Annotated in this window: 31 protein-coding genes; 17 read left to right on the top strand and 14 right to left on the bottom strand. The window is 66.5% G+C overall.

Annotation, left to right across the window (positions count from 1 at the left end; translation table 11 throughout):
* Positions 1–96 precede the first annotated feature (96 nt).
* From AC3A6M_RS11015 to AC3A6M_RS11005, 3 genes are all read right to left on the bottom strand, one after another.
* Positions 97–318, bottom strand: a complete 222-nt coding sequence (locus AC3A6M_RS11015; protein WP_487852765.1) for a YMGG-like glycine zipper-containing protein — start codon at positions 316–318, stop codon at positions 97–99.
* A 23-nt stretch (positions 319–341) separates the two neighbouring features.
* Entirely contained in the window at positions 342–653 is a 312-nt protein-coding gene (locus AC3A6M_RS11010; protein WP_487852764.1) for a BON domain-containing protein, read from the bottom strand.
* Positions 654–740: 87 nt separating this feature from the next.
* Positions 741–2,855, bottom strand: coding sequence for an AsmA family protein (locus AC3A6M_RS11005; protein ID WP_487852763.1), 2,115 nt, complete (start codon positions 2,853–2,855; stop codon positions 741–743).
* 186 nt (positions 2,856–3,041) lie between these two features.
* Here AC3A6M_RS11005 and AC3A6M_RS11000 point away from each other — a divergent pair, with 186 nt between their 5' ends.
* Genes AC3A6M_RS11000 through AC3A6M_RS10975 form a run of 6 tightly spaced genes read left to right on the top strand, consistent with a single transcriptional unit; the run spans position 3,042 to position 6,185 of the window.
* Positions 3,042–3,434: a DUF4398 domain-containing protein gene (locus AC3A6M_RS11000; protein ID WP_487852762.1), complete on the top strand. Its 393-nt coding sequence runs from the start codon at positions 3,042–3,044 to the stop codon at positions 3,432–3,434.
* 45 nt (positions 3,435–3,479) lie between these two features.
* Complete coding sequence (locus tag AC3A6M_RS10995; RefSeq protein ID WP_487852761.1) at positions 3,480–4,424, top strand: OmpA family protein; 945 nt, start codon at positions 3,480–3,482, stop codon at positions 4,422–4,424.
* Positions 4,425–4,461: 37 nt separating this feature from the next.
* Positions 4,462–4,998, top strand: a complete 537-nt coding sequence (locus tag AC3A6M_RS10990; protein ID WP_487852760.1) for a ferritin-like domain-containing protein — start codon at positions 4,462–4,464, stop codon at positions 4,996–4,998.
* 38 nt (positions 4,999–5,036) lie between these two features.
* Positions 5,037–5,396: an ElaB/YgaM/YqjD family protein gene (locus AC3A6M_RS10985; RefSeq protein ID WP_487852759.1), complete on the top strand. Its 360-nt coding sequence runs from the start codon at positions 5,037–5,039 to the stop codon at positions 5,394–5,396.
* 18 nt (positions 5,397–5,414) lie between these two features.
* On the top strand, positions 5,415–5,801 hold the full coding sequence (locus AC3A6M_RS10980; protein ID WP_487852758.1) for a phage holin family protein: 387 nt from the start codon (positions 5,415–5,417) through the stop codon (positions 5,799–5,801).
* Positions 5,802–5,831: 30 nt separating this feature from the next.
* Positions 5,832–6,185 (top strand): hypothetical protein, encoded by a 354-nt coding sequence (locus AC3A6M_RS10975; RefSeq protein ID WP_487852757.1) that lies wholly within the window; start codon positions 5,832–5,834, stop codon positions 6,183–6,185.
* Between the two features lie 116 nt (positions 6,186–6,301).
* Here AC3A6M_RS10975 and AC3A6M_RS10970 read toward each other — a convergent pair whose 3' ends face one another.
* The gene (locus AC3A6M_RS10970; RefSeq protein WP_487852756.1) at positions 6,302–6,718 is read right to left on the bottom strand and encodes a hypothetical protein; all 417 of its coding nucleotides are present in this window, start codon (positions 6,716–6,718) and stop codon (positions 6,302–6,304) included.
* A gap of 75 nt (positions 6,719–6,793) precedes the next feature.
* Positions 6,794–7,309, bottom strand: coding sequence for an outer membrane lipoprotein (locus tag AC3A6M_RS10965; protein ID WP_487852755.1), 516 nt, complete (start codon positions 7,307–7,309; stop codon positions 6,794–6,796).
* A gap of 196 nt (positions 7,310–7,505) precedes the next feature.
* Here AC3A6M_RS10965 and AC3A6M_RS10960 point away from each other — a divergent pair, with 196 nt between their 5' ends.
* From AC3A6M_RS10960 to AC3A6M_RS10950, 3 genes are all read left to right on the top strand, one after another.
* Positions 7,506–8,075 (top strand): hypothetical protein, encoded by a 570-nt coding sequence (locus AC3A6M_RS10960; RefSeq protein ID WP_487852754.1) that lies wholly within the window; start codon positions 7,506–7,508, stop codon positions 8,073–8,075.
* Positions 8,076–8,143: 68 nt separating this feature from the next.
* Positions 8,144–8,458: a BON domain-containing protein gene (locus AC3A6M_RS10955; RefSeq protein WP_487852753.1), complete on the top strand. Its 315-nt coding sequence runs from the start codon at positions 8,144–8,146 to the stop codon at positions 8,456–8,458.
* Between the two features lie 155 nt (positions 8,459–8,613).
* Positions 8,614–9,894 carry an AI-2E family transporter gene (locus tag AC3A6M_RS10950; RefSeq protein WP_487852752.1) on the top strand — a complete coding sequence of 427 codons (1,281 nt, stop codon included), beginning with the start codon at positions 8,614–8,616 and terminating at the stop codon, positions 9,892–9,894.
* A 118-nt stretch (positions 9,895–10,012) separates the two neighbouring features.
* On the opposite strand, the gene AC3A6M_RS10945 is transcribed toward AC3A6M_RS10950, so the two are convergent.
* Both AC3A6M_RS10945 and AC3A6M_RS10940 read right to left on the bottom strand, forming a co-directional pair.
* Positions 10,013–11,032: a YihY/virulence factor BrkB family protein gene (locus AC3A6M_RS10945; protein WP_487852751.1), complete on the bottom strand. Its 1,020-nt coding sequence runs from the start codon at positions 11,030–11,032 to the stop codon at positions 10,013–10,015.
* A gap of 97 nt (positions 11,033–11,129) precedes the next feature.
* Positions 11,130–12,164, bottom strand: coding sequence for an OmpA family protein (locus AC3A6M_RS10940; RefSeq protein WP_487852750.1), 1,035 nt, complete (start codon positions 12,162–12,164; stop codon positions 11,130–11,132).
* A gap of 611 nt (positions 12,165–12,775) precedes the next feature.
* On the opposite strand from AC3A6M_RS10940, the gene AC3A6M_RS10935 reads away from it, so the two are divergent.
* From AC3A6M_RS10935 to phbB, 5 genes are all read left to right on the top strand, one after another.
* Positions 12,776–13,381 (top strand): winged helix-turn-helix domain-containing protein, encoded by a 606-nt coding sequence (locus tag AC3A6M_RS10935; protein ID WP_487852749.1) that lies wholly within the window; start codon positions 12,776–12,778, stop codon positions 13,379–13,381.
* 207 nt (positions 13,382–13,588) lie between these two features.
* Positions 13,589–14,374 carry a glutathione peroxidase gene (locus tag AC3A6M_RS10930; protein WP_487852748.1) on the top strand — a complete coding sequence of 262 codons (786 nt, stop codon included), beginning with the start codon at positions 13,589–13,591 and terminating at the stop codon, positions 14,372–14,374.
* On the top strand, positions 14,374–15,249 hold the full coding sequence (locus AC3A6M_RS10925; RefSeq protein WP_487852903.1) for a M90 family metallopeptidase: 876 nt from the start codon (positions 14,374–14,376) through the stop codon (positions 15,247–15,249). Before AC3A6M_RS10930 ends, AC3A6M_RS10925 begins: the two co-directional genes overlap by 1 nt.
* Positions 15,250–15,361: 112 nt before the next feature.
* Positions 15,362–15,916: a hypothetical protein gene (locus AC3A6M_RS10920; protein WP_487852747.1), complete on the top strand. Its 555-nt coding sequence runs from the start codon at positions 15,362–15,364 to the stop codon at positions 15,914–15,916.
* 124 nt (positions 15,917–16,040) lie between these two features.
* Positions 16,041–16,799, top strand: coding sequence for an acetoacetyl-CoA reductase (phbB, locus tag AC3A6M_RS10915; protein ID WP_487852746.1), 759 nt, complete (start codon positions 16,041–16,043; stop codon positions 16,797–16,799).
* A 1-nt stretch (position 16,800) separates the two neighbouring features.
* On the opposite strand, the gene AC3A6M_RS10910 is transcribed toward phbB, so the two are convergent.
* The 7 genes from AC3A6M_RS10910 to AC3A6M_RS10880 all read right to left on the bottom strand — a co-directional run bounded on the left by AC3A6M_RS10910 (position 16,801) and on the right by AC3A6M_RS10880 (position 22,828).
* Complete coding sequence (locus AC3A6M_RS10910) at positions 16,801–17,184, bottom strand: TraR/DksA family transcriptional regulator (RefSeq protein ID WP_487852745.1); 384 nt, start codon at positions 17,182–17,184, stop codon at positions 16,801–16,803.
* A gap of 77 nt (positions 17,185–17,261) precedes the next feature.
* The gene (locus AC3A6M_RS10905) at positions 17,262–17,786 is read right to left on the bottom strand and encodes a hypothetical protein (RefSeq protein WP_487852744.1); all 525 of its coding nucleotides are present in this window, start codon (positions 17,784–17,786) and stop codon (positions 17,262–17,264) included.
* Between the two features lie 15 nt (positions 17,787–17,801).
* Positions 17,802–18,659: a hypothetical protein gene (locus AC3A6M_RS10900; protein WP_487852743.1), complete on the bottom strand. Its 858-nt coding sequence runs from the start codon at positions 18,657–18,659 to the stop codon at positions 17,802–17,804.
* Between the two features lie 105 nt (positions 18,660–18,764).
* Complete coding sequence (otnI, locus tag AC3A6M_RS10895) at positions 18,765–19,541, bottom strand: 2-oxo-tetronate isomerase (RefSeq protein WP_487852742.1); 777 nt, start codon at positions 19,539–19,541, stop codon at positions 18,765–18,767.
* 125 nt (positions 19,542–19,666) lie between these two features.
* Entirely contained in the window at positions 19,667–20,113 is a 447-nt protein-coding gene (locus AC3A6M_RS10890) for a MarR family winged helix-turn-helix transcriptional regulator (protein ID WP_487852741.1), read from the bottom strand.
* Positions 20,114–20,288: 175 nt separating this feature from the next.
* Positions 20,289–21,731 (bottom strand): DEAD/DEAH box helicase, encoded by a 1,443-nt coding sequence (locus tag AC3A6M_RS10885; RefSeq protein WP_487852740.1) that lies wholly within the window; start codon positions 21,729–21,731, stop codon positions 20,289–20,291.
* A gap of 317 nt (positions 21,732–22,048) precedes the next feature.
* Positions 22,049–22,828: an inositol monophosphatase family protein gene (locus AC3A6M_RS10880; protein ID WP_487852902.1), complete on the bottom strand. Its 780-nt coding sequence runs from the start codon at positions 22,826–22,828 to the stop codon at positions 22,049–22,051.
* Positions 22,829–23,011: 183 nt separating this feature from the next.
* Between AC3A6M_RS10880 and AC3A6M_RS10875 the strand changes: the two genes are divergently transcribed.
* From AC3A6M_RS10875 to AC3A6M_RS10865, 3 genes are all read left to right on the top strand, one after another.
* Positions 23,012–23,782, top strand: a complete 771-nt coding sequence (locus AC3A6M_RS10875) for an RNA methyltransferase (RefSeq protein WP_487852739.1) — start codon at positions 23,012–23,014, stop codon at positions 23,780–23,782.
* A 215-nt stretch (positions 23,783–23,997) separates the two neighbouring features.
* Entirely contained in the window at positions 23,998–24,519 is a 522-nt protein-coding gene (locus tag AC3A6M_RS10870) for a twin-arginine translocation signal domain-containing protein (protein WP_487852738.1), read from the top strand.
* A complete protein-coding gene (locus tag AC3A6M_RS10865) occupies positions 24,516–26,186 on the top strand; it encodes a GMC family oxidoreductase (RefSeq protein ID WP_487852737.1) in 1,671 nt (556 codons plus the stop codon). Before AC3A6M_RS10870 ends, AC3A6M_RS10865 begins: the two co-directional genes overlap by 4 nt.
* The last annotated feature ends 6 nt before the right edge of the window (positions 26,187–26,192 follow it).

Here is a 26,192-nt window from a genome sequence, read left to right as displayed (position 1 = left end):
TCCTTCAAAAAAACCTTCACCGAAAAGCAGAACGCCCCGTCGAAACGGGGCGTTTTCGCTTTCGCCTGCGCGACCGGCTTGCGCCGGCCTGCCTGCTTAGTGGGTCTTGCTGGTCTGGTTGCCGATCACGCCGCCGACGGCTGCGCCGCCCACGGTGCCGACAGCGCTGCCGCCGGTCAGGACCGAGCCGGCCACGGCGCCGACGCCCGCGCCGACGGCGGTGTTACGGTCCTGGCGCGACATGTCGGCGCAGCCGGTCAGGGCCAGGGCTGCGGTTGCCAGGGAAGCGGTCACGACGATTTGCTTGATGGTTTTCATGATGATCTCCTTACGGTGGGTTGTTATTTGAGGCGCAAGTCGTTTTTGACCGATTTCACGCCCTTCACGGTGCGGGCAGCCGCTGCTGCTGCCGCCACATCGTCCGCCGAGCTGACGAATCCGCCCAGCTGGACGACTCCCTGTTCGGTTTCCACGGACAGATCGGAAACCTTCAGGTTCGGATCCCCGTTGATGGCTGCCTTGACTCCGGTCGTGATGGTGGCGTCGTCGATGGCCTGGCCGGCGGCTTCGCCGGTGGCGGCGCATCCCGAGACGGTCACCGTGCCCAGCACCAAGGCGGCCAGCAGCGTCACGGTACATCCGAATTGCTTCATCTTGCTCCTTGCTACGTTTTGTGTTGCTTGCCTCCAGATTAGGTGCGCACGATAGGAGGGTCTGTACGACATCTCACACTACCGTTCTCAGCGTTTCTGCTTGCCCGGCGGCGGCGCCTGCGGCTTGGCGCCGGCTTCCGCCAGCAGGGCCGCGCAGGGGCTGTCCTTGCCCGGGCCGGTGTTGATCAGCGGGAGCAGGGCGGCGGCCGGCGCGGCCACCACGGCCAGCGCGACGGCGGCGCCACCCTTCATCGCCAGCACCTTCTTGTCGAGCTGCAGGTCGGGCTTCTTGAAGGTGCCGCGCACGTAGAACGGCGTGCGCAGGGTGAACAGGCGCAGCGCCTTGGTCTCCGGCTTGACGCGCAGGTCGATCTGCTCGCTGCTCAGGTTGACCCAGCCGTTGATGTCGACGATCGCTTCCTCGGTGTCGAGCACGAAGGTGTTGGTCTTGGCGACGCCGTTGGTGACGTCGAAGTCCGAGGCCAGGCAATTCAGCTTCACCTGCCTGTCGCCGAACAGCTTGGTGATGATGACGTTGCCGACGTTCAGGCCGGCCTCCTCGAGCAGCAGCTTACTGACGACGCCCTGGCTGACCAGGCCCTTCACCTCGCCGTTGGATTTCGCCAGCATCTCGCCGACCGAGTCGCCGGTGGCGGTCAGCTTGGCCTGGGCAAAGATGTCGCCGGCCGTCGCCTGCTGGATCTTCTGGATCTGCGGGAACAGCTGCTTGACTTCGATGTTGCGCGCGGTGGCGTCGAGCGTGGCCTTGATCGCGTCCTTGCCGGCGCCGCCGCTGCCGTCCAGGGTGACGTTCGAGTTCACGCTGCCGCCGGCCATGCCGAAGTCCAGCGGCTGCAGGCGCAGCACGCCGTTCTCCATGGTCAGGTGGGTCTTCAGCTTGTTGAGCGGCAGCTGCGCGGTCTTGACGATGCGGTCGGCCGTGAAGCGCACGTCGGCGTCCAGCATCTTCCATTTTTCGGTGTGGAACTTCTCGACCGGTAGCGCCTTGCCCGCCGGCTGCACCGCGCTCACGCCGCGGGCGCGCTTGCTGGCGTTCGAGTCGGCGCCGATCAGCGGGCCCAGGTCGGCGAAGCGCAGCTGGTTCGAATGCACGGTCGCGGTCAGCTTGTTGCGCGGCTTGCGGTTCTGGAAGCTCAGGCTGCCGGCGATGTCGGATTCGCCGACCCGGCCCTTGAACTTGTCGTAGGTCCAGCGGCTGCCTTCCGCGCCGAGCGAGCCGACCAGGTGGCCCTCGGTCGAGAAGGCCGGCGTCTCCGGCAGCACCACGCCGGTGAAGGCGTACAGGCGCGCCATGCTGGGGCCGGCCAGCTTCAGGCGCAGGTCGAGCCCGGCCAGCCTGGCCGGCCGCGTGACCGTGCCTTCGACGGCCAGCGCATACGGGCCGGAATGCACGTCGGCCTGGACCGGGAAGGGCGCGTCCTGGTCCTTCAGGGTCAGCACGCCGCCGGTCTTGCCGCCGCCCGTCACCGGCGCATCCTTGTAGGTGCCGTGCACCTTGAAGCCGATGCCGTAGACCGGGTCGCCGGGGAGGGTGTCGACGTCGGCCGTGATGTCGGCGTCGGTGACCGCATCCTTTATGTGGATCACGCCCTTCGACAGCACCAGGCGCTCGAGGTCGAGCTTCCACTTCGATTGTTTCTGCTCGTGCTGGTAGACCCAGTTGTAATGCGTTGCGTCGGTGCGCAGCAGTTCGACGCGCGGGCCGTCGAAGCGCAGCACCGGGATATGGATGGTGTGGCTGAGCAGGGCAAAAGGATTCAGCGAGAACGAGAACTGGCGTACATTGGCGGTGTCTCCCTTCGGCATGTTGGCCGGATTGCCGACGTGGACGTCGTTCGCGACCAGGTGCGGCCAGGGGATGTGGTCGCGCCAGGTGCGCTGGCCCGGGACGATGCTCTCGGACGGGCGCTCCCAGTGCACCGACAGGTCGCCGACGATCGCGAACGGGCGCTCGATGGCGTCGCTGACCTTCGCGTTCAGCCAGGGCTTGGCGCGGTTCCAGTCGAAGGTGAGCAGGATGATGATGGCGATGACGGGAAGCGCGACCAGGATGCCGAGGATCCACAACGCGATCTTCAGCGGGCGCGAGACGGCGCGCTTGGCGTGGACCCGGTGCTGCTTGGCGGTGCCGTGGTTGTCCTGGTCCGCCGGCTTGTTCTCCTCGTGCTGTTGGGTTGTCATGGCAATCCTTCTTGTGGAAGTCTGTTGAAGCCAGATTAACGTAAAGGTTTGCCAATCAATGTGCGGTGCCGCACCCTACCGGGATGACCCCGGCGCCAACACCGCCCTATGTGCGGCAGCGAACCGATCTCTTCAAGCAAGAGGCTTATAACGTTACCAACACAAATCGTTGAATGGGAGAAGACGATGCACACGAAATCGATGAACCTGCTGCTGCAGCTTGGCGCAGCCGCCGCGGTCCTGGGCCTGGCCGCCTGCGCCAGCCCGGAAAAGACCCCGGCCACGGCTGCCGTCGCGGTGTCGCACAACGCCGTCGATAACGCGGTGTCGGCCGGTGCGCCCGAGCTGGCGCCGCAGGAGATCTCGTCGGCGCGCGACAAGATGATGCGCGCCAACCAGGCGCTCGCCGCCAAGGACTACAAGCTGGCGCGCGAGCTGGCGGTGCAGGCCCAGGCCGACGCCAAGCTGGCCCAGGCCAAGGCGAATTCGGCCAAGGCCACCGCCGCCTCGAACGCGCTCAACGAAGACCTGCGCGTGCTGCGCCAGGAAGTCGACCGCGCCAATTCCGACCAGCACTGATCCAACGACGCGCCGCCAGGCGCACAGAAGAAGAAAGGACCCGCGATGAAAGTGCATTTCCTGAAGTCGGCGATCTTCGCCGGCACCGTGCTGCTGGCCGCCTGCAGCACCGTTCCGACCACCACCGCGACGCTCGACGAGGCGCGTGCCGATTACGTGGCTGCCAGCAACAACCCGCAGGTCGCGAGCTACGCGCCGCTGGAATTCCGCCAGGCCAGCGAAGCCCTGGACCGCGCCAACCAGGCCGCCGCCAAGCGCGAGAGCCTGGACACGATCGACCGCCTGGCCTACGTGGCCAAGCAGCGCATCGCCACCGCCCAGGAAGTGGCGAAGGCGAAGTCGGCCGAGGCCGAGATCGCCGACGCCAGCCGCCAGCGCGACCGCGTGCAGCTCGAGGCCCGCACCGCCGAGGCCGAGCGCGCCAGGCGTGAAGCCGCCGCCGCCAACGCCCAGGCCGCCGCCGCCCAGCAGCAGGCCCAGAGCGCCCAGCAGCAGGCCCAGGATGCCCAGGCCCAGGCCGCCGCGGCCCAGCAGCAGAATGCCCAGCTGGCCGAGCGCGCCGCGCGCCTGGAAGCGATCCTGGTCGAGCTGCATGCGCAGAAGACCGAGCGCGGCATGGTCGTGACGATCGGCGACGTGCTGTTCGCCACCGACCGCGCCGAGCTGAACGCGAACGGCATGGCGACCGTGCGCAAACTGGCCGAGGTGATGATGCAGAACCCCGACCGCACCGTGCTGGTCGAAGGATTTACCGACAGCACCGGCAGTTCCGCGCATAACCGCGACCTGTCGGAGCGCCGCGCGCAATCCGTGGCCCAGGCCCTGACCAGCCTCGGCGTGCCGCGCGAGCGCGTGGCGACCCGCGGCTACGGCGAGATGTATCCGGTGGCGTCGAACGACACCTCTTCGAACCGCCAGCTGAACCGCCGTGTCGAGATCGTGCTGTCGAACGAGAACGCACCGATTCCGCCGCGCGCGCCGATGCGTTGATTTTGTTTTTAGTTTTTTGACACAAGGATAGATCCACATGAACGAGACGAACTCCAAGCTGGCCCACGGCTTCGACATCGAAGAGATCCGCCGCGCGGCCGCCAACCTCGAGGACGGCGCCGTCACCGAAGGCTATGCCGCCGACCGCGAGGCCGTGATCGGCATGCTGAACGCCGCGCTCGCCACCGAGCTGCTGTGCGTGCTGCGCTACAAGCGCCACTACTACACCGTCAGCGGCCCGAACACCGGCCACATCAAGGCCGAGTTCCTCGAACACGCCCAGCAGGAGCAGGACCACGCCGACCGCATCGCCGAGCGCATCGTGCAGCTGAACGGTTCGCCGAACTTCAACCCGGCCACGCTGACCCAGCGCAGCCATGCCGAGTACGACGACTCGGAAGACGTGCAGGCCATGATCCGCGCCGACCTGATCGCCGAGCGCGTGGCGATCGAGTCCTACCGCCAGATGATCCAGGCGATCGGCGACAAGGACCCGACCACCAGGAACATGCTGGTCGAGATCCTGGCGACCGAAGAGGAACACGCCGACGACATGCGCGACCTGCTGGCATAACAACGCTTTCCCAACCCACCAAGAACAAGGAGTACAACATGCTCGATTCCATCCGTGCCAACACCGGCGCCATGCGCGCCAAGGCCCAGTCGGCCTCCATGAACGACAAGCTGGACGACGCCGGCTCCGACATGCAGACCCTGGTCAAGGATGCCCAGTCGCTGCTGACCGCGGCCGCCTCCCTGACCGGCACCAAGGCCGAAGAGCTGCGCGCGCGCGGCATGCGGATGCTGGATGCCGCCCTGGGCCAGGGCCGCAAGTACCAGGATCAAGCCATGGTCAAGGGCAAGGAACTGGCGCACACGGCCGATGTCTACGTCAAGGACAACCCGTGGCGCACCGTGGCCGTGGCGGCCGGCGCCGGCCTGCTGATCGGTGTCCTGCTGGGCCGCAAATAATACGAGCCGGGGGCAGCCATGGAAAAAGAAGAAACCGTCGTGCATGGCCCCGGCCTCATGGGTGGGATCACGGGCCTGGCGAAAAACCTGTTCGGCCTGGTGGTGTCGCGCGTGGAGCTCGCCGCGCTCGAAATGACCGAGGTGCGCAACCATCTGATCGAACTCGTCGCCATCTTCGCGATGGCCGTGCTCGCCACCTGGTTCGCCCTCGCTTACGGCACGGCGACCATCGTCGCGCTGGCCTGGGACGAAATGGGCTGGAAGATCCTGCTCGTCATGTTCTTCCTCTTCCTCATCATCACCGGCATCCTGGTGGCCAAGGGCCTCTCCATGCTGAAGCAGGGCAAGCTCGCTTTCCCGGAGACGATGAAGGAATTGCGCAACGACCGCGACATGCTGATGTGAGCATGCAGGCCCAAGGATAAAGGAGGAAACATGGACAAGCACGACCATCGCAGCCACGAGGAAAAGAAGCGCGCACTGCTGCGCGACGGCGAGTTCTATCGCGCCGGCCTGGCGCATTCGCGCGCCCAGATCAAGCATGCGGCGCGTCCCGAAGTAATGTTCCATACGGTCATCGATCACGCGACCTGGGCCCTGCGCACGCGTGCCGATGCACTGCTGAAACCTACCGGTACAAGCGTATCGGTGCTGGCCCCCTATGCCCTAACCGTGCTAGGCTTCATCCGAAAGCGCAAGCTCGGGAAGCCGGCGCTGGGCATCGCGGCTCTGGCAGGTGTTGCCGCTTGGTACGTGCAGCGCAAACGCGCGCAGCAAATGGCATACTGAGAGCGCATTCGCGGCCGGCAGGACCAATGACCTGGCCGGCCCGGATGAAAGAATATGGTGGGGCTTGAGCGGCGTCGCAATCCTCGGATTGGACGCCGTCTTTTTGCCGGCTGTCGTCAGCGGGACGGCGGCGGGGCTGTGGTGACGGTCTGGACCGAGGTCTCGACCGTGCCTTTCGGCGCCTCGTCGAGCTGGGACGGCGCATTCTTCATGTCCTGCTCGTAGGTCGCGCGCGCTTCCTTCAGGCACGCGCTGCGCTCGGCCGCCGCGCCCTCGCGGCAGGCATTCTTCGCCTCCTGCCAGGCTGCGCCGATTTCCTTCTGCAGGATGCGCAGGCGCGCCTGGCGCGACGGATCTTCGCGGTGCCAGCGTGCCGGATCGCCGCTCCTGATCTCGCTGGCCTGCCTGGCCGCCACGGCCTTGCCGACCGTGCTGTCGTCGTTGGTCTGGGCCTGGTCGCGGGCATGGGCGCCCGCGGCCGCCAGCAAGGTGGCCAGCGCGATGGCGGGCCAGGATCGTTGTGGCTGTCTCATCCGTTTCTCCAAGCTCTTGACGAGCGAAAGCCGGCGCACAGGCGCCGGCGTGTGTTGCGATTCAACGCATCGATGTTAATAGCGGTAGACGCGGCCGTCGACGATGCGCACGCGGTTGCCCACGCGCAGGTCGTTGACGTTGTCCTGCATGACGGTACGGTATTCGCCGTTGTCGAGGCGGATATTCACCGCATACATCTGCTGCCCATCCGCATTGCGGTTCCGTTCGACGTTGTTGCCGATCGCCGCGCCCGCCACGCCGCCTGCCACGGTGGCCGCGGTACGGCCGCCGCCGCTGCCGACCTGGTTGCCGGCCAGCGCACCGACCAGGCCGCCGACGATGGCGCCGGCGCCGCTGGTGCGGCCATCGGCAGTCGTCACCTGGATCGATTCGATGGTGCCGTAGCCGGCCGCCACGTTGTCGCGGTAGCCGTCGCGGTAGCCGCCGTTGTAGCTGCCGTTGTAGCTGCCGTTGTAGCCGTTATTGGCGTAGCCGCTGGTGCCGTAGTAGGGGTCCGGGCTGCTGCTGGCGCAACCGCCGAGGATGGCGCCGGCCGCGACCAGGGCGGCGAGAGTACGAATAGTTTTCATGACTTGTTCTCCTGGCAATGATGTAGCTCCAGCTTAAGCAGTGCCATGCCTGAGGTCTGTGCGATGACGCACCCTGTGCCCTTGTAACTCATCCATGTATTTCGCACAACTATTTGACTGTGTTCGGCACCGAACAGAACTCTTCGTTACGGCAGAGTAAAACGTCATCTGAGTGTTGAAAAAAGGAGAAGAAAAAATGCGGACACCTCATGTGATTCTGTTGCTGGGCGCAGCGCTGCTGTGGGGCGCCGGCCATGCGCGCGCCGCCGGCCAGCTGGTGCGGACCGCCACGCCGCAGGCCAAGCTGGCCTACGAGCAGGCGCGCGAACTGGCGGCCGCCGACTACAAGAATGCACGCGCCCGGTGCGACGCCGTGACCGGCAACCCGAAGGATGTGTGCGTGGCCGAAGCCAAGGCCGCGCGCGTGCGCGCCGAGGAAGAAGCGCGCGCGAAATACGAAGACACGCTGAAAGCCTATACCCGCGCCCGCATGCGCATCGCCGACGCCGAGTACGACCGCGACAGGACGAAATGCGCCGGCATGACGGGCAACGACAAGGACGTCTGCCAGGCCCAGGCCAAGGCAGCGCTGGTCGCCGCGCGCGCCGACGCGAAGGCCGACCAGAAGACCATCGAAGCGCGCAATGAAGCGCGCGACGACAAGCTGGACGCGGCCTGGAAAGTGGCGAAGGAGCGCTGCGACGCCTTTGCCGGCGCCGCCCGCGACCAATGCATGTCGAACGCCAGGACCCAGTTCGGCAAATAAGTTTTGTACCTGCCGTTCCGGCAAACCCGCATCACCCCTGTGATTCATTGACAACAAAGGAGCTCATCATGACCATGACCAAACGTATCGCCACCGCTATCTTTACCGCCACCGTCGCCTTCGGCATGGTCGGCTGCGCACAGACCTCGACCCACGAAAGCACCGGCCAGTACCTCGACGACGCCGGCATCACCGCCAAGGTGAAGGCCGCCTTCGCCGCCGATCCGAACGTGAAGGCCACCGAAATCAACGTCGAGACCTACCAGGGCACCGTCCAGCTGTCGGGCTTCGTGGCCCAGCCGGCGGATGCGCAGCGCGCCGCCGACATCGCACGCGGCGTGAAGGGCGTGACCTCGGTGAAGAACGACATCCGCGTCAAGTAAGACTCGTGGAGCGATCCGCGTAGAATGAGCTGACGCCGGATGACGATGTCCGGCCGCCGCGGGCGATACCTTGGGTGATTCGCCCTGGCGCGTCGGCTGGACAGGAACATATCGGCCAGCCCAGGGGTTGGCCTTTTCTTTTTGCAGGTAACGATATGCAGCTCGCTCCCACTGGCGACAAAACCGCCGAGCCATCCGAGTCCCCCGCCGCGCCGCCGCCGCCCGCAGCCGTGCGTTCGCCCGAGGAGGCGGCCCACGAAGCCGGCTTGCTGAGCGGCGAGGGCGCGCCCACCGGCGAAGAGCTGGGCGCCCTGCACGGTGGCCTGCGCCTGCCCGTGCATGTGAACGCGCGCGGGATGTCGCTGGGCATCCTGGCCACCGTCGCCTTCGTGTTCGCCCTGCAATGGGCCAAGAATTTCTTCGTGCCGCTGCTGCTCGGCATCTTCATCGCTTACACCCTCAGTCCCGTGGTGCGCTGGCTGGAACGCTGGCATGTCAAGCGCGCGATCGGCGCGACCCTGGTCACGGCCCTGATCCTGGCCGGCATGGGACTCACGATCCAGCGCCTGCAGGGCGAGTTCTTCAACATCATCGACGGGCTGCCCTCGCTGACCCACAAGGTCACCAGGCTGATCACCCAGGCGTCCGACGGCCAGCCCTCGACCATCCAGCAGGTGCAGGCGGCCGCGGCCGAGATCGAACAGGCGGCCGCGAATGCCGGCTCGGACGCGCGGCGCGCACTGCAGAAGGCCCACCCGACGCCGGCAAGCAGCCCGGGGGCCAGCAATTTCCGCGTGATGGACTGGCTGCTGGCCGGTTCGATGGGCCTGGCGAGTTTCGTGTCGCAGGCCACGATGGTCGTGTTCCTGGTGTTCTTCCTGCTGCTGGCCGGCGACACGTTCAAGCGCAAGCTGGTCAAGCTGACCGGCCCTTCGCTGACGCGCAAGAAGGTCACCGTGCACATTCTCGAGGACATCAATACCTCGATCCAGAACTATATGTTCATGCTGCTCGTCACGAACACGCTGCTGGCCCTGCTGATGTGGGGCGTGCTGCGCATGATCGGCCTGGAAAACGCCGGCGCCTGGGCCATCTTCGCCGGCGTGGCGCACATCATGCCGTATTTCGGGCCGCTGCTGATCACCTCTGCGACCGGCCTGGTCGCCTTCCTGCAGTTCGAATCGCTGCGCATGGTGATCCTGGTGGCCGGCGCCTCGCTGGCGATCGCGACCCTGGTGGGCATGGTCGTCACCACCTGGATGACCGGCAAGATCGCCAAGATGAACCCGGCCGCCGTGTTCGTCAGCCTGCTGTTCTGGGGCTGGCTGTGGGGCATGTGGGGCCTGCTGCTCGGCGTGCCGGTGGTGGTAGTGATCAAGGTGGTGGCCGAGCGGGTGGAGGACATGGAGGTGGTGGCGGAGTTGCTGGGGGAATAGTTGTCGTTCCCGCAGCTCACTCGTCGTTCCCGCGCAGGCGGGAATCCAAGTTTGCAAGCGTATCGACGGCTTGCGCAGAGCTTGGGTCCCCGCCTGCGCGGGGACGACATAACAATTTTCAGGCCGTCTGGTTGACCGCCACCCCCAGCCGCCGGTCCGGCGCCCCGGCCGTGCGGCGGTCGCGCGAACCCGAGGTGCGGCGCTCGCGGATGCGGCGTTCCGGCCGGCCGTCGGGCAGGTCGCCCAGCGGCGAGACTTCCTTGCCTTCCGGCTTCTTCAGGGAACCCATCTGGATCGCGTACTGGCGCGCGAACTCGGCGCCAAGGAAGAAGATCTGCGCTGAGTAATATACCCACAGCAGCAAGGCGATCAGGGAGCCGGCCGCGCCGAAGCTGTTGGTGGTACCGCTGTTACCGATGTACAGGCCGATCGCGTATTTTCCCAGCGTGAACATGATCGCGGTGCCGAGCGCGCCGATGGTCACGTCGTGCCAGGACAGCTTGATGCGCGGCAGCAGCTTGTAGATCACGCCGAACAGGGTGGCGATCACCAGGAAGCTGAACGCCCAGGCGACCCAGCCGAAGATGACGGTGGCGTTATGCCAGTAGCCGCCGATGAATTTCTCGGCCACGGTCAGCGCGGCCGAGACCACCAGCGAGGTCATCAGCAGCAGGGCCAGGGTCAGGATCAGGCCGAAGGACAGCAGGCGGGTGCGCACCGTGTCCCACCAGGAGGCGTCCTTGGGCGGCGGTACGCCCCAGATCTCGTCCAGGCTGTCCTTCAGTTCGGCGAAGGCGGTGGTGGCGCCGATCACCAGCAGCACGGTGGCGACGATGGTGGCGAACAGGCCGCTGTCCTTGTTCTGGGCGCCGGCCAGGATGGCCTCGATGGTTTGTGCACCCTTCGGGCCGACCAGGCCGCGCAGTTCGCCGATCAGCTGGCCCTGGGCCGCTTCGGCGCCGTAGAAGAAGCCGGCGACGGCGATCACCAGCACCAGGATGGGAGCGAGCGAGAACAGGGAATAGAAGGCCAGGGCCGCGCCCTTGCTGGCCGCGCGGTGTTCCATCCATTCCGTCACGGCACAGCGCATCACGTGGACGACCTTGCGCGAAAACGGCATCCAGTTTTTTACATCCATATCGCTTCCTCCAAACAGAAACGCGCCCGAAGGCGCGCCGACAGGCCGGCAAGGACCGGCGCTCTCTGCGGGAGCGCGGACGCTCCCGCAAACCGTGTTACTGCACGCGGCGTTCGACGGTGATCTGCTCCACCTCGACGCGGCGGTTCGGTGCCAGGCACTCGATCAGCTCCGACTTCTTCTTCTGGTGGCAGTCGGTGACGACCGGGTTGGCCTCGCCCTTGCCATGCGCCTGCAGGCGCTTGGCGTCGATGCCCTTGCCGACCAGGTACTCGCGCACGGCGTCGGCGCGGCGCTGCGACAGCTTCTGGTTGTACTTGGTCGAGCCCAGGCGGTCGGTGTAGCCGACGATGTCGACGTCGGTGATCGACGGATCGGCCTGCAGGGCGGCGGCGATGTCGTCCAGCTTGGGCTGCGGCATCGACAGGGTGGCGCTGTCGAAGGCGAACAGCTCGGTCGCCGACAGGGTCACCTTCTCGAAGCGGGCCGGCGGCGGCGGCGGAGCGACCGGTTCCGGAGCCGGAGCCGGGGCTTGCGCGACCGGGGCCGGTTCCGGCGCCGGGGCCGGGGCGACATACGGTGCCGGCGGCGGATTGAAGGCGTAGATCAGGCTCAGGCTGACGTACTTGGTGAGCGCTTTCGAGAAGCCGAAGTCGTCGTCGTGGCGCAGGTTGCTCTTGAGCGCGCGGGCGTCGAGCTGCATCGACCAGCGGTCGTTCAGGCTGGCCTGGAAGCCCAGGCCGGCGGTGATGTACGGCGACCAGGCGGAGGTGTTGTTGCCCGGACGGCTGATCTTGTCGCGTTCGCCGCCGACGCCGACCAGCAGGAAGGGACGGAAGGCCTTGCGCGACAGCATCAGCAGCGCGTCGGCGCCCACCACGGTCTGGTGGTAGTTGGTCAGGCTGTTGTCGGCGCGGGAATGGGTGGCGCCGAGCTGGATGTCCCACATCGGGGTTACCGCTTTGCCGAACTTCAACCCGCCGCCCCAGTCACTTCCTCCGACGCCGAAGTCATGATCGGGCTTGATGCGGACGACGGTCGGCGCCACGTACCAGGACGGATTGATGACTTCTTGAGCCAGCGTCGAACCAGCCGAGCAGAGCAGGGCGGCAGCCAGAGCGATCTTCTTCATATTATTCACAGGTAACTCCTATAGGTTGTAAAAGTGCTGACATCGCATGCCTAGACAGTGATGTTGTGGTCAAGAATACAAGCCGGTCTTTCCTATGGTCCGTGCGGTACCGCACCTAGGAATCCGTGATTGTGACAATTTCGCAACGCGACAGTTCCTGATTTTTCCTGCTCATCCATAGTCAATGCATTAAGATGCGTTCATCTTCGAGCAATGTCGCCGATATATTGCCAAATTACAAGATTCTAGGTGGAAAGTTGTCGATTTGATTGTTTCAATTTGTAATACTTTAGGGTCGTGATGACACGATCTTTTATCGTTACTTCCGGACATCCAGCGTCACCCGAGGCATTTTGTTGTCGTGCCTTCCACAAACACCGTCGCCTTTTTCCACTTTTTGCAATTGAACGGCTGCGCCGCGTCAATACGCGGGGCAACTAAATAACTTTGAGAAATTTTCGGCAATGTTGGCTGGCGCACAGAACTCCGGGTCTGACGCAGGCAATCTTGTATCCAGTTAAGCGGAACCGGCGTGTTGTCCAAAGGTCATAGAGGTAAGACGCTGGTCCGGGCCACACAGAACACAGTCTTATTACATGGAGTAAACCAACATGCATGCAGCGACTCACCACAACGCGGTGCAAGGCGACATCGGCGCAGTGCACACTTCCAGCAACTCTGCACTGATCGAACGCGTCCCCCCGCAGCCGACCGAGCGCGCCCCGATTTCGCTGGCGCCGATCGAGCGTGTGCGGTCGACCTCGGCCACCCAGCGCCGCATCGAGAACATGCAGAAGCTGATTGGCGAGCTGCAGACACATGAAATGCTGGCCGACGAAATCGCCTGGTTCCTGAAGTTCTCGCCGTCGGGCGCCCGCAAGTACATCCGCGACCTGCGCGAAGCCGGCGTGATCGAACTGGCCCGCTACATCGAGGGCACCGCCACCTACCTGGGCAAGGCCGTGTACCGCATCTCGCCGGATCCCGAGCGCGTCAAGGCCTTCCTGGCCGCGATCTGCCAGCCGAAGCGCGAAGGCGCTGCCCCGCGCAAGGAGCGTCCGGGCCTGCGCGAGCAGAGCATGGCCGGCACCGGCCGCCACTTCCACATCCTGGCCGACGACACCCACTACGCGATCCGCGTGAACCGCAGCCCGGTCACCCGCGATCCGCTGGTCGCCGCCCTGTTCGGCCCGGCCCCGAGCCAGGTCGCGAAGTAAGGCCGCGTCCGGCACGCCACGAATCTGCCCTGAACCCGACTCCAGCCGCGATGGCGGCTGTGGCGCGGGGAAAACGGCACGATGCACGCCACCGCCTTCCCGGCGGTGGCTTTTTTTACGGCTCACTTTCCGATTGAAACTCCGATAACAGCTCCCATATCTGGCGGGAAGCGGCGCACTGCCGCCGCGCCAACCTCAGGAGATCCCATGTTACCGAGTGCCGATTCGCTGGAAGGAAAGCCCGTTCCCCAGGTCACGTTCAAGGCGCGGCCCGACGACCAGTGGCGCGACATCACGACCGACGAGCTGTTCAGGGGCAAGACCGTGGTCGTGTTCGCCCTGCCTGGCGCCTACACGCCGACCTGCTCGTCCGCCCACCTGCCGCGCTACAACGAGCTGGCGCCGGTGCTGCGCGAGAACGGGGTCGACGACATCGTCTGCATCACCGTCAACGATCCCTTCGTCGTCAACGAATGGCAGCGCAGCCAGGAAGCGGACAACATCACCATGATTCCGGACGGGAATGGCGACTTCAGCGAAGGCATGGGCCTGCTGGTCGACAAGCGCGAGCTCGGCTTCGGCAAGCGTTCCTGGCGCTATTCGATGCTGGTGAAGGACGGCATCATCGACAAGATCTTCATCGAGCCGGACAAGGAGGGCGACCCCTTCGAGGTGTCGGATGCCGACACCATGCTGCATCACATCAATCCCGAAGCGGAGCCCAGCGAGCCGGTGGTGATGTTCTCCAAGCCCGGCTGCCCGTTCTGCGCGCGCGCCAAGGCCGTGCTGAAGGCGCGCGGCATCGCCTTCACCGACATCCCGCAGGACCAGAAGATCACGACCAGCGTGCTGCGCGCCGTCTCGGGCGAGATGACCTGGCCGCAGGTGTTCGTGGGCGGCACGCGGATCGGCGGCGCGGATGCCGTCGAGGCGCACTTCGGCTCGGCCGGCGCCCCGGCGAGCGGCGGCCCGGTCCCGCCGGCGGCCGCGTGATGGACACCGGCGCCGCATTCGCCTGCGCCGCGATCGTGGGCGGGCTGCTGCTGGCCTGGGGCCTGCCGCGCTGGCGCCTGCGCCGCGCGCTCGCGCGCCCGCTCGTGCCGGCCCAGCTGGCCATCATCGAGCGCAACGTGGTCCAGTACCGCGCCATGCCGGGGCCGCTGCGCGAACAGCTGCAGGACCTGGTCAAGCGTTTCCTGCACGAAAAGACCTTCGTCGGCTGCGCCGGCCTCGACGTCACCGAGGAGATGCGGGTGACGATCGCGGCCCAGGCCTGCCTGCTGCTGCTGAACCGCGCTACCTCCGTCTATCCCGGACTGCACGCGGTGCTGGTGTACCCCGGCGCCTTCCTGGTGCCGCGCAAGCAGGTCGATCCAGGGGGCGTGGTGACGGAGACGCGCCAGGACCTGCTCGGCGAATCCTGGGGCGACGGCCGCGTGATCCTGTCCTGGGACCACGTCAAGCGCGCCGGCCATGTGCCGGAAGGGGCGCAGAACGTGGTGCTGCACGAGTTCGCGCACCAGCTCGACAGCGAATCGGGCAGCACCAACGGCGCGCCCATCCTCGGCAGCGCCGACAGCTACCGGCGCTGGTCGGCGACCCTGTCGCGCGATTTCGAACTGCTGCGCCGCGATACCTACTGGGGCCACCGCGACGTGCTCGATCCCTACGGCGCCAGCAGCCCGGCCGAGTTCTTCGCGGTCGCCACCGAAAGCTTCTTCGAGCAGCCGTACGCGCTGGCGGCGCGCCATCCGGAGCTGTACGCCGAATTCCAGCGCTACTTCCACGTCGATCCGCGCGCGTGGTTCCCGCAGCCGCAGTGGGAGGAACCGGAGCCGCACGGGATGGTCTACGGCCAGTGGCAGTAGAGCCTGCGGGGCAGGCTCTGCGACTGGCGGCAAACTGCGTGCGTTTGCGTACAGAGAAGCGGGCGCCGGGCGCGCATGCTCTGCAGTACTGACGAATCCAGGAGGATTTCCCATGTCTATGATCATTGCAGGGCACTTCCAGCTTCAGGACGAGATCGCGCGGGCGCGCCGTGCGCTGCTCGACGCCGGTTTCGCGGGCGAACGCATCAGCGCCTTCTACCTGAGCCAGCCGGGCCAGCACGACCAGACCCCGATCGGCGGCGACCACATCCAGTCGCCGGGCGCCAGGGAGACGCCAGAGGGCGTGGCCAAGGGCGCCGGCGCCGGCGCCGCGGTCGGCGTGGTGGCGGGCGCGGTGACTTCGCCGCTGACGGGGCCGCTCGGGCCGGTGGTCGGCGGCCTGGTCGGCGCCCACGTCGGCTCCTTGTTCAGCTTCTCCAAGATGAAGGAAGCCGGAGAGAAAGAGGAGGGCGGCCGCGCGCCGCTCGAGAACCGCCATGCCGGCATGCTGGTCGCGGTCGCCTTCGACGACCCCGGCATGGAGGCGCGCGCGGTCGATGTGCTGCGCGGCCTCGGCGCGACCCAGATCGAACGCGCCCGCGGCAATATCGTCGACGGCGACTGGGCCGACTTCGACCCGGGCAGTGCCCCCGACATCCTGCGCTGAACCCTCAAGCGCGCTGAACCTTTACACCATTGCGCTTTGTCAAGGCTGGGCTTGATGGCGCTCCTAGACTCGGTACTTCCCGCCGCGCAGACCGCGCGGCCTTACCGACGACAGGACGACAGCCATGCATGTTGACAAAGCAACTCCGAAGGTAGCCCTGGTGACGGGCGGAATGGGTGGACTGGGGACGGCAATCTGCCGGCGCCTGCACGACGAAGGCTTCCGGGTGGCGACCACGCATTCGCCGGGCAATCCCATGCCGGAAGCCTGGCTGTCGGCCCAGCGCGACGACGACTACCGCTTCAAGGCCTACAAGGTCGACGTCACCGATTACGGCGACTGCGAGTGGATGATGCAGAAGCTGCTGGCCGAGATGGGCCGGCTGGACGTCCTCGTCAACAATGCCGGCATCACGCGCGACCGCAGCCTGCGCAAGATGGGCGTGGCCGACTGGCAGGCCGTGCTGCGCGCCGACCTCGACAGCGTCTTCAACATGAGCAGGCAGGCGATCGAGCCGATGATGGCGCGGCGCTGGGGCCGCATCGTGAACATCTCGTCGGTCAACGGCCAGCAGGGCGCCTTCGGCCAGGTCAACTACGCCGCCGCCAAGGCCGGCATGCACGGCTTCACCAAGGCGCTGGCGCTGGAGATGGCGCGCCACGGCATCACCGTCAACACGGTCTCGCCGGGCTACCTGCGCACGAAGATGGTGGAGGCGGTGCCGCAGGACGTCCTGAACGACAGGATCCTGCCGCAGATCCCCATGGGCCGCCTGGGCGAGCCGGACGAGGTGGCGGGGCTGGTGGCCTATCTTGTCTCCGAGGACGCGGCGTTCATGACGGGCGCCAACCTGGCCATCAACGGCGGCCAGCACATGTATTAAATTAGCGTCCCTTTTCGGCCCGCGTCTGGCAGGCAATGCACAGGCGCGCTTCCGGCCGCGCCAGCAGGCGCGATTCGCCGATCGGCTGGCCGCACACTTCGCACAGGCCATAGCTGCCATCCTCGAATTTGGCCAGCGCGTGGCGCAATACCTGCACCTCGGCCGCATGGTGCCCGGCGGCTTCGCGCTCGAGGTCGTTCAGCAGGCGCACGGTGGCGCGGTCGAGCGGCGAGCTTTCGACTTCCGCGACCGGCAAGGCCTCGTCGGGGGCTGGCGGCGCCTCCACATTTTCCAGCGCGCGCAGGCGCTGTTCCAGCATCGATTTCAGCAGTGCGAGCCGGTCCTGGTCCGCGCCGCCTGGCTGGACGGTTGGATTGACGGTCATGGAAAGGCCCTCCGATTGGATGCTGGCTCGCGGAAGACCAGTGTAGCGCAAACTCGGAGCGCCTAGGACAATCCCCGCTAGACGCTCTTGGCGGGCGGCGTCTCGTGCAGGGCGATCGTATCGAGCTGGGTCTTCAGCTGGTCGATCGCGCTCAGGACCGGCATGGCCTGCCCGGTGGCGGCCGCCGCTGCCAGGCCCAGCAGGCGGGCGACCAGGGTGATGCCGTCGCCGATGCGGGTGATGCGCTTGATCTTCTCGGCGGCATCATGCGTGAGGGCGACCAGGTGCTGCTGCGACTGGCCGAGCGGGCCGACGATGCAAGCGGCGGCCTCGGCATACAGGCGGTTTGCGCGCTGGCGCAGCTCGATCTCGGCGTCGAGCAGGGCGCGGGCGACCGCCTGGTCCGCCTCCGGCACCTCGCCGTGGTGCTGTTCCTGGCTGTGGTGGATATCGCGCATCACCCGCTCGTGGATGCTGTCGGCGCAGGCGGACAGGCGGTCGGCCAGCTCCTCGACCTGCATCGCGGTGGACAGCGCTTCGGCCGGAGTCTGGGCCGGCGGTTGGCCGGGCGCCGGCTGCGGGGTGGGGGTATCGCTTGCCATCTTCCCTCCTCGGGTTCAATTGGACAGCGCGTCGCGCAGGGTCACCAGCTCGCGCGCATAGTTGCCGAGGAGCTTGCGCATTTCCTCGCCGGACAGCTTGTGCAGGTTCTCGCGCATCTTCTGGTGCCCGAGCGCGACCTTGGTCAGGCCCTGCAGGGCCAGTTCGTAGCGCTTGTCGATCAGCTTGTATTCGGTCGACTTGCTCAGATAGTGGACCTTGGCCAGGGTCACCAGCATGCGGTCCGAGTTCCTGGTCGAAAACGGGATCTCCACGTCGAAGATGCCGAGGATGGTCTTCTTCTCGTTCTCGTTGGTCTTGGCGTACAAGCGGGTCAGGGCGATCATCGCCTCCAGCAGCACCTGCAGGTCGGCGTCGCCGTCGCGCACCATGGTCTCGACGCTGCGGTTCTGGTAGCCGGAAGCGATCACCCGCGTCAGCAGGCGGGTCAGGCCGGTGTAGGCGGCGACGTGGCGCTGCTGCAGGCCGGACTCGGCGTTGGCCTTGAGGCCGTTGCCGAGGTCGTCGAGCTGGGTCGACAGGTCGTAGCGGGCGTCGCCGGCCAGCACGCTCAGGGTCTGCATGTAGAGCACCAGGCTTTTCTGGATGCTGATGAAGTCGTCGTAGACGGCCTTGCGGCGCGCGTCGTTTTCCTTCGCGATGCGGTCGGCGGCCGGCGACAGGTAGGGCTGCTCGCGTTCGTAGGTGTCGCGGTAGCGCTTCGACAGCTCGGCATAGCCGCCGAGGCGGGCCGAGGCGTCGGCGAATTGCCTCACTTCCGCGAGGCTGACCTGGCCGGTGGTGGCGCAGCCGCCCAGCAGCAGGGCGGCAAGCAGGATAAGCAGGGCGCGATGCCAGTACGGGCGAATGTCCATGGCTCCTTTCCAGTCGGCGGAAAGCCGTGCTCGAAAAGTCCCATTCTTTCAAGGTTGCCCAACGGCTACCTTGCCTCCAATCAAGTCAAACGCGGATAGCCAGGTTCAGATCCAGCCATCGCGCCAGCCCAGTCCGGCCACCGTGTCGCCTTGCGGCACGTACTCGCAGCCGATCCAGCCATCGTAGCCGAGCTCGTCCAACAGCTTGAACAGGAAGGGGAAATTGATCTCGCCGGTGCCGGGTTCGTGCCGGCCGGGCACGTCGGCCAGCTGGATGTGGCGGATCAGGGGCAGGCGCTCGCGCAGGGTATTGGCGAGGTCGCCTTCCATGCGCTGCATGTGGTAGATGTCGTACTGCAGGAACAGGTTCGGCGCGCCGCATTCGGCGATGATGCCGGCGGCCTGGGCGCTGTGGGTCAGGAAGTAGCCGGGGATGTCGCGGTCGTTGATCGGCTCGATCAGGACCTCAATGCCGTGGCGGGCGCAGGCCTCGGCGGCGAAGCGCAGGTTGGCGACGAAGGTGGCGTGGGCGCGCTCGGGGGCGACGTTCGGCGGCAGCTTGCCGGCCAGGCAGTGCAGGCGCGGCACGCCGAGCTCGACCGCATAGTCGAGTGCCAGCTCGACGCTGTCCTGGAACTCGCCGGCGCGGCGCGGATCACAGGCAAAGCCGCGCTCGCCCGCGGCCCAGTCGCCGGCCGGGAAATTGTGCAGCACCAGCTGCAGCCCGTAGCGCTGCAGGCGGCCGACGATCTGTTCCGGCTCGAAGGCGTAGGGGAATAAAAATTCGACCGCGTCGAAGCCGGCCGCGCGGGCCGCGGCGAAGCGCTCGAGGAAGCCGAGCTCGTTGAACATCAGGCTCAGGTTGGCGGCAAATTTTGGCATGGACAAAATTGTAGCCGAAATGGCAATGCGCCGTCGGGAGCCACGGCGCGGCCGCTTGTCGGACCCCGGCTCGTCGATCTGTCGGCGCCGCCGGGCCTGGCCCGGATTATCTGGATCAGGCCTGCTTATTGGCCGGTTCCGGCCAGCTGGGCCAGCAGCTGCGAGCTCGCCTCGATCTGCGTCCGCGACGGTGCGCCCAGCATGGCGCGGCTGACGTTGTCGACCACGGTGGTGGCGTTCGTGACCAGTTCGCTGCCGGCGGCCGTGATGATGGCGTAGCCGACGCGGGCGTCGCGCGGATCGCTCTGGCGGTCGACCAGGCCGATCTTTTCCAGCGGCAGCAGCGAGCGGGTAACGCCGGACGCGGTCAGGCCCAGCTTCTCGGCCAGGTCGACCCGGCGCAGGCGGCCGCCGGGGGCGCGCTGCAGGTGCAGCAGCAACTGGTAGTCGGCGAAGCTGATGCCGTGGTGTCCGCCGAGGGCGCTGTCCAGGCGGCGCGAAAGGGCGGCCCAGGCGCGTCCCATGCGCAGGCAGAATTCGGTGGTCAGGGTGTCGGTGTGGGCGTCGCTCATGAAGGGCCTCGTTTGATTGAAATATACTTGAGTAATCAAGTATATGGACGATTACGACTGTTGGCAAGTACTTGAGTGCTCAAATATATGAGGAAGGCGCAAAAAAACCGGGGCCGCGCAAGCAATCGACGCTGCGCGGCCCCGGCCGGTTCTCAGGTGCTGGAACGGCTATCGATCAGCGATCGCCGCCGCCGCTGCGTGCCGAGGCCGGGCGCGGGCCGCGGTTCTGGCCACTGCGTCCGCCGTTGCCGCCGCCATTGCCACGACCGCCGCCGGCGTTGGCGCCGCTGCGCGGTGCGCCACCTGCCGGACCGCTGCGCTGGCCGGACGGGGCAGGGCCGCGGCCCGCCGCCGGAGCGCCACTGCGCGGTGCGTTACCCGGACGACCGCCGCCCGGGCGGCCGCCGCGGTTGCCATGGCCCGGCGCGCCGCTGCGCAGCTGGATCGGCTGCGGCTTGGCGTTCGGATCCGGTTCGAAGCCCGGGATCACCTGGCGCGGCAGGGTCTGCTTGATGAGCTTCTCGATGTCCTTGAGCATCTGGTGTTCGTCGACGCAGACCAGGGACACGGCTTCGCCGGTGGCGCCGGCGCGGCCGGTGCGGCCGATCCGGTGCACATAGTCTTCCGGCACGTTCGGCAGGTCGTAGTTGACCACGTGCGGCAGCTGGTCGATGTCGATGCCGCGCGCGGCGATGTCGGTCGCGACCAGCGCGGTCAGGCTGCCGTCCTTGAACTCGGCCAGCGCCTTGGTGCGCGCCGACTGGCTCTTGTTGCCGTGGATCGCCATCGCGCCGATCCCGTCCTTGCCGAGCTGTTCGACCAGCTTGTTGGCGCCGTGCTTGGTGCGGGTGAACACCAGCACCTGCTTCCAGTTGTTGGACTTGATCAGGTGGGCCAGCATCGGGTGCTTCTTGTCGCGGTCGACCGGGTGGATGGTCTGGGCGATCACCTCGACGGTCGAGTTGCGGCGCGCGACTTCGATCGACGCCGGGTTGTTCAGCAGCTTGTCGGCCAGGGCCTTGATCTCGTCCGAGAAGGTGGCCGAGAACAGCAGGTTCTGGCGCTTCGGCGGCAGCACTGCCAGCACTTTCTTGATGTCGTGGATGAAGCCCATGTCGAGCATGCGGTCGGCTTCGTCCAGCACCAGGATCTCGATCTTGTCGAGCTTGATGGTGCCCTGGCCGACGTGGTCGAGCAGGCGGCCCGGGGTGGCGACCAGGATGTCGACGCCATTGGCCAGCAGCTTGATCTGCGGGTGGATGCCGACGCCGCCGAAGATCACGGCGGAGTTCAGGTTGGTGTACTTGGCGTAGGTGCGGATGTTTTCCTCGACCTGGGCCGCGAGTTCGCGGGTCGGGGCCAGCACCAGGGCGCGGATCGGGCGCTTCGAGGTTTTGTTCGTCAGCGCGGCGCCGTTCCTGTCGGTCGACAGGCGGTGCAGCACGGGCAGGGTGAAGCCGGCGGTCTTGCCGGTGCCGGTCTGGGCGCCGGCCAGCAGGTCGCCACCGCCCAGTACGGCCGGGATGGCCTGGGCCTGGATCGGAGTCGGAGCGGTATAGCCCGCTTCGGTAACGGCACGTACGATGGCGTCGGTCAGACCGAGAGTAGTGAAGGACATAGATTTTCTGTATGGATCGGCCCGTCGCCATGGTTTGGGGCGCCAGTCCAGCCGATCGGATTACACAAGGCAGGGCGACCGGTACTGGTGCCGGGACGCCGTGACGCAGTCATCAACAAGAACGTTAACGACTGCACGAATTATATTTTAAAAATGTTTCGCTAGGGAAATTTTAGCGGTGAAGCGGAGGCGCGGCGCCGGGGTGGGGCGCCGGAAGCGGGTCAGCAGGCCTGCAGCCCCATCGCATGCCTGAGCACAGTCGATGGAGCACCAGAATCACAGCCTGCTATTGTACGCGAAAGAAGAAGGCGACGTATTCAGGCAAACGGTTTCAGGATTGCGACCATGCCGGCGAAGACTTTCGGACCGGCGGCGATCACGTCGCCCTTGTTCAGGTATTCGGATTCGCCGCTGAATTCGCCGACGATGCCGCCCGCTTCGGTCACCAGCAGGGAGCCTGCGGCGATGTCCCAGATCTTCAGGCCCTTCTCGAAGAAGCCGTCGACGCGGCCGGCGGCCACGTTGGCCAGTTCCAGCGCAGCCGAACCGCTCGAACGCACGCCGTGGCAGCGCTGGGCCACCACTTCGTACATGCGCAGGTATTCGGCCAGCGCGCGCGGGTCGGCGCCGTGGCCGGAGCCGATCAGGGCCTTGTTGATGCGTTCCGGGTTGCGCACGCGGATGCGCTTTTCGTTCAGGTAGGCGCCGGCGCCCTTGGTGGCGGTGAACAGGTCGTTGCGGACCGGGTCGTAGACCACGGCCTGGGTGATCACGCCGCGCTGCTGCAGCGCGATCGAGACGCAGTAGTTCGGGTAGCCGTGCAGGAAGTTGGTGGTGCCGTCGATCGGATCGATGATCCAGACGTATTCGCTCTCGTCGTTCAGGTTGCCGGACGCGCCGCTTTCTTCGCCCAGGATGGCGTGGTCGGGGTAGGCTTTCAGCAGGGTCTCGACGATCGCCTGTTCCGCCGCCTGGTCGACGTCGGTGACGAAGTTGTTATGGCTTTTTTCGCTGATGGTGATGCGGTCGAGATCGAAAGACGCGCGGTTGATGACCGTGGCGGCGCGGCGGGCGGCCTTGATGGCCGTATTGAGCATTGGGTGCATGAATAGCTTCCTGATGAATGCTGACGCCCACCGCGCAAAGGCGCCGTGAACGATCGAGAATGAATGAGAATGACAAAGAGCAAAGCGGTGCCGAAACCGTTAAAATCCCGCCAGGTTGCTGGACCCGGACCTGGATTTCGACTGCTCGTCACCGCGCGATGGCGCTATTTTACAATGAACCCGACCGAAACTGACACATCTCTTTTCAAACGCCTACGCTTTGTGCTAGTGGAAACCAGCCGCGCAGGCAATGTCGGCTCGGTGGCGCGGGCGATGAAGACCATGGGCTTTTCCGACCTGGTACTGGTGACGCCGCGCTGCGACGATCCCCTGCACGACGCCGAGGCGGTCGCCTTCGCCAGCGGCGCGCTCGACGTGCTGGAAGGCGCGCGCATCGTCGGCAGCGTGGCCGAGGCCCTGGAGGGTTGCAATTTCGCCGCCGCGGTATCGGCCCGGCTGCGCGAATTCTCGCCGCCGGTGTGGACGCCGCGGGCTTTTTCCGCGCACGTGGCTTCGATGCCGGACCTGCGCCCGGCCCTGATCTTCGGCAACGAACGCTTCGGCCTGCCGAACGACATCGTCGAGGGCTGCAACGTGCTGATCAACATCCCTGCGAACCCATCGTATTCCTCGCTGAACCTGTCGCAGGCGGCCCAGGTGCTGGCCTACGAATGCCGGATCGCCACCGAAGGGGAAAAATCTGGCAAAAGCGGCACCCAGGGCGGCATCGGCTTCCAGGGCGAGGCCGCCAGCATGGCCCAGATCGAAGGCATGTACGCCCATCTGGAAGAAGCGCTGGTGGCGATCGGCTTCCTGAACGCCGACAACCCGAAAAAACTGATGCCCCGCCTGAAGCGCCTGTTCTCCCGCACCCAGCTCGAAACGGAAGAAGTCAACATCCTGCGCGGCATCGCCCGCCAGATGGTGAAGCACCGGCAAGACTGACTTGCCTCAAACCGGGGTCAGACTCCCGTTTTTGGAAATTTCCCAAAATCGAAGTCTGCCCCGATTTTGCCAACTGGCTGTTTCCAAAATCCGGAGTCTGACCCCGGTTTTTGGAAAAAGCTCGACGGAAAGCTAGACGTGGCGCTCTAGTTTTCCGCCGTTCCCATGCACATCTTTCGCTTACACTAGGCAAAAAAGCAAGATAAAGGTCCAGCATGGAGACAAGCCGCAGATCCTTCCTCAAGGCCGGCGCCCTGGCCGCGCTCGTGCTCGCCGCCGGCGGCGGTATCTACCGTTACACCCATCCGCCGGCGTCGAAGGGGTTCGTGATCGACGGCGAGGCGCGCGGCGCCCTGCATGCGGTCGTGCCGGCGATCCTGGCCGGCGTGCTGCCCACCGACGCGGCCGCGCGCGCCCGGGCGATCCAGGCGAGCACCGAGCGCGTGAACCAGGCCATCCTCGGCCTGCCACTGGCCGCCCAGCAGGAAGTGCAGGACCTGTTCGGCCTGCTCGCACTGGGGCCGGCGCGGCGCCTCCTCACCGGCATCCCGCATGGCTGGGCCGAAGCCACGGACACAGATATCAATCACTGGCTGCAGGACTGGCGCACCCACCGGCTGGGCCTGCTGCGCACCGCCTACCAGGCGCTGCACGACCTGGTGCTGGGCAGCTGGTACAGCGATCCCGCCAACTGGGCGGCGATCGGCTATCCGGGACCGATCAGGGAACTGGCATGAGCAACTCCACCATCATCCCCGACCCGCTCGAAGCCGGCCTGGCGCGCGGCTGGAAGGTCGTCGACGGCGCCCGCGCCGGCAGCGATGGCGCCATGGACGCCGACGTCGTGATCGTCGGCAGCGGCGCCGGCGGCGGCGTCACCGCCGAGATCCTCGCGCTCAGCGGGCTGTCCGTCATCATCGTCGAGGAGGGCGCGCTGAAGTCTTCGCGCGACTTCAGGATGCGCGAAGCCGACGCCTATCCCACGCTGTACCAGGAATCGGCCGCGCGCAAGACGAAGGACAAGGCGATCAACATCCTGCAGGGGCGCACGGTGGGCGGCTCGACCACGGTCAACTGGACCTCGAGCTTCCGCACCCCGCCCGACACCCTCGCGTTCTGGCAGCGGCGCTACGGCTTGACCGGCTACAGCCAGGAGCAGCTCGCGCCCTGGTTCGAGCTGATGGAAGCGCGCCTGCACATCGCCGACTGGCCGGCCGCGCCGAACGAGAACAACGACCTGCTGCGGCGCGGCGCGGAAAAGCTCGGCATCCCGACCGGCTTCATCCGCCGCAACGTCAACGGCTGCTGGAACCTCGGCTATTGCGGCATGGGCTGTCCGACCAACGCCAAGCAGTCGATGCTGGTGACGACGATTCCGTCCGCGCTCGACCACGGCGCGACCCTGGTCACGCACGCGCGCGCCGAGCGCTTCCTGATCCAGGGCGAGCGTATCGAGGCGCTCGAGTGCACGCTGCTGGGCGAGGACGGCATCCGCCGGAACGGCCGCCAGCTGCGCCAGCTGCGCCTGCGCGCGAAACACTATGTGCTGGCGGGCGGCGCGATCAACTCGCCGGCGCTGCTGATGCGCTCGAACGCGCCCGATCCGAACCGGCTGCTGGGCAAGCGCACCTTCCTGCACCCGACCCTGATCTCGGCCGCGGTGTTCGCGCAGCGCGTCGAAGGTTATGCGGGCGCGCCGCAGACCGTGTACTCGGACCACTTCCTGCACACCCAGCCGATCGACGGCCCGATCGGCTACAAGCTGGAAGCGCCGCCGCTGCATCCGGTGCTGCTGTCGACCACCATGGCCGGCTTCGGCCTCCAGCACGCCGACATGATGCGCCAGTTCCCGCACCTGCAGGGCATGCTGGCGCTGCTGCGCGACGGCTTCCATCCGGAGTCGCGCGGCGGCACGGTGTCGCTGGGCGTCGGCGGCGCGCCGGTGCTCGACTACCCGCTCGGCGATCCGCTGTGGGACGGCGCGCGTCGCGGCCTGCTGACGATGGCGGAGATCCAGTTCGCGGCCGGCGCCGGCGCCGTGCAGGTGGCGCACGAGACCGCGCCGCGCTACACCTCCTGGCGCGAGGCGAAGGAGGGCATCGCGGCGCTGCCTTACCGTCCGCATTTGACGAAGGTGGCCTCGGCCCACGTGATGGGCGGATGCATGATGGCGGGCGATCCGCGCGCCGGCGTGACGGGGCCGGATGGGCGCTACCACGGCCTGTCCAACCTGTCGGTGCACGACGGCTCGCTGTTCCCGACCTCGATCGGCGCCAATCCGCAGCTGTCGATCTACGGCATCACCGCGCGCCTGGCCAGCCAGCTGGCGCAGTCGCTCACGGGCCGTCCGGCCGCGCGCCCGGCGCCGCACGACGCCCGGGGCGCCGCCACGGCGGCCGCATGAGGGCAG

It is taken from the genome of Telluria sp. Soil_C_11 (genome assembly GCF_057657395.1).
This window is presented reverse-complemented; position numbering and strand designations above follow the sequence as displayed.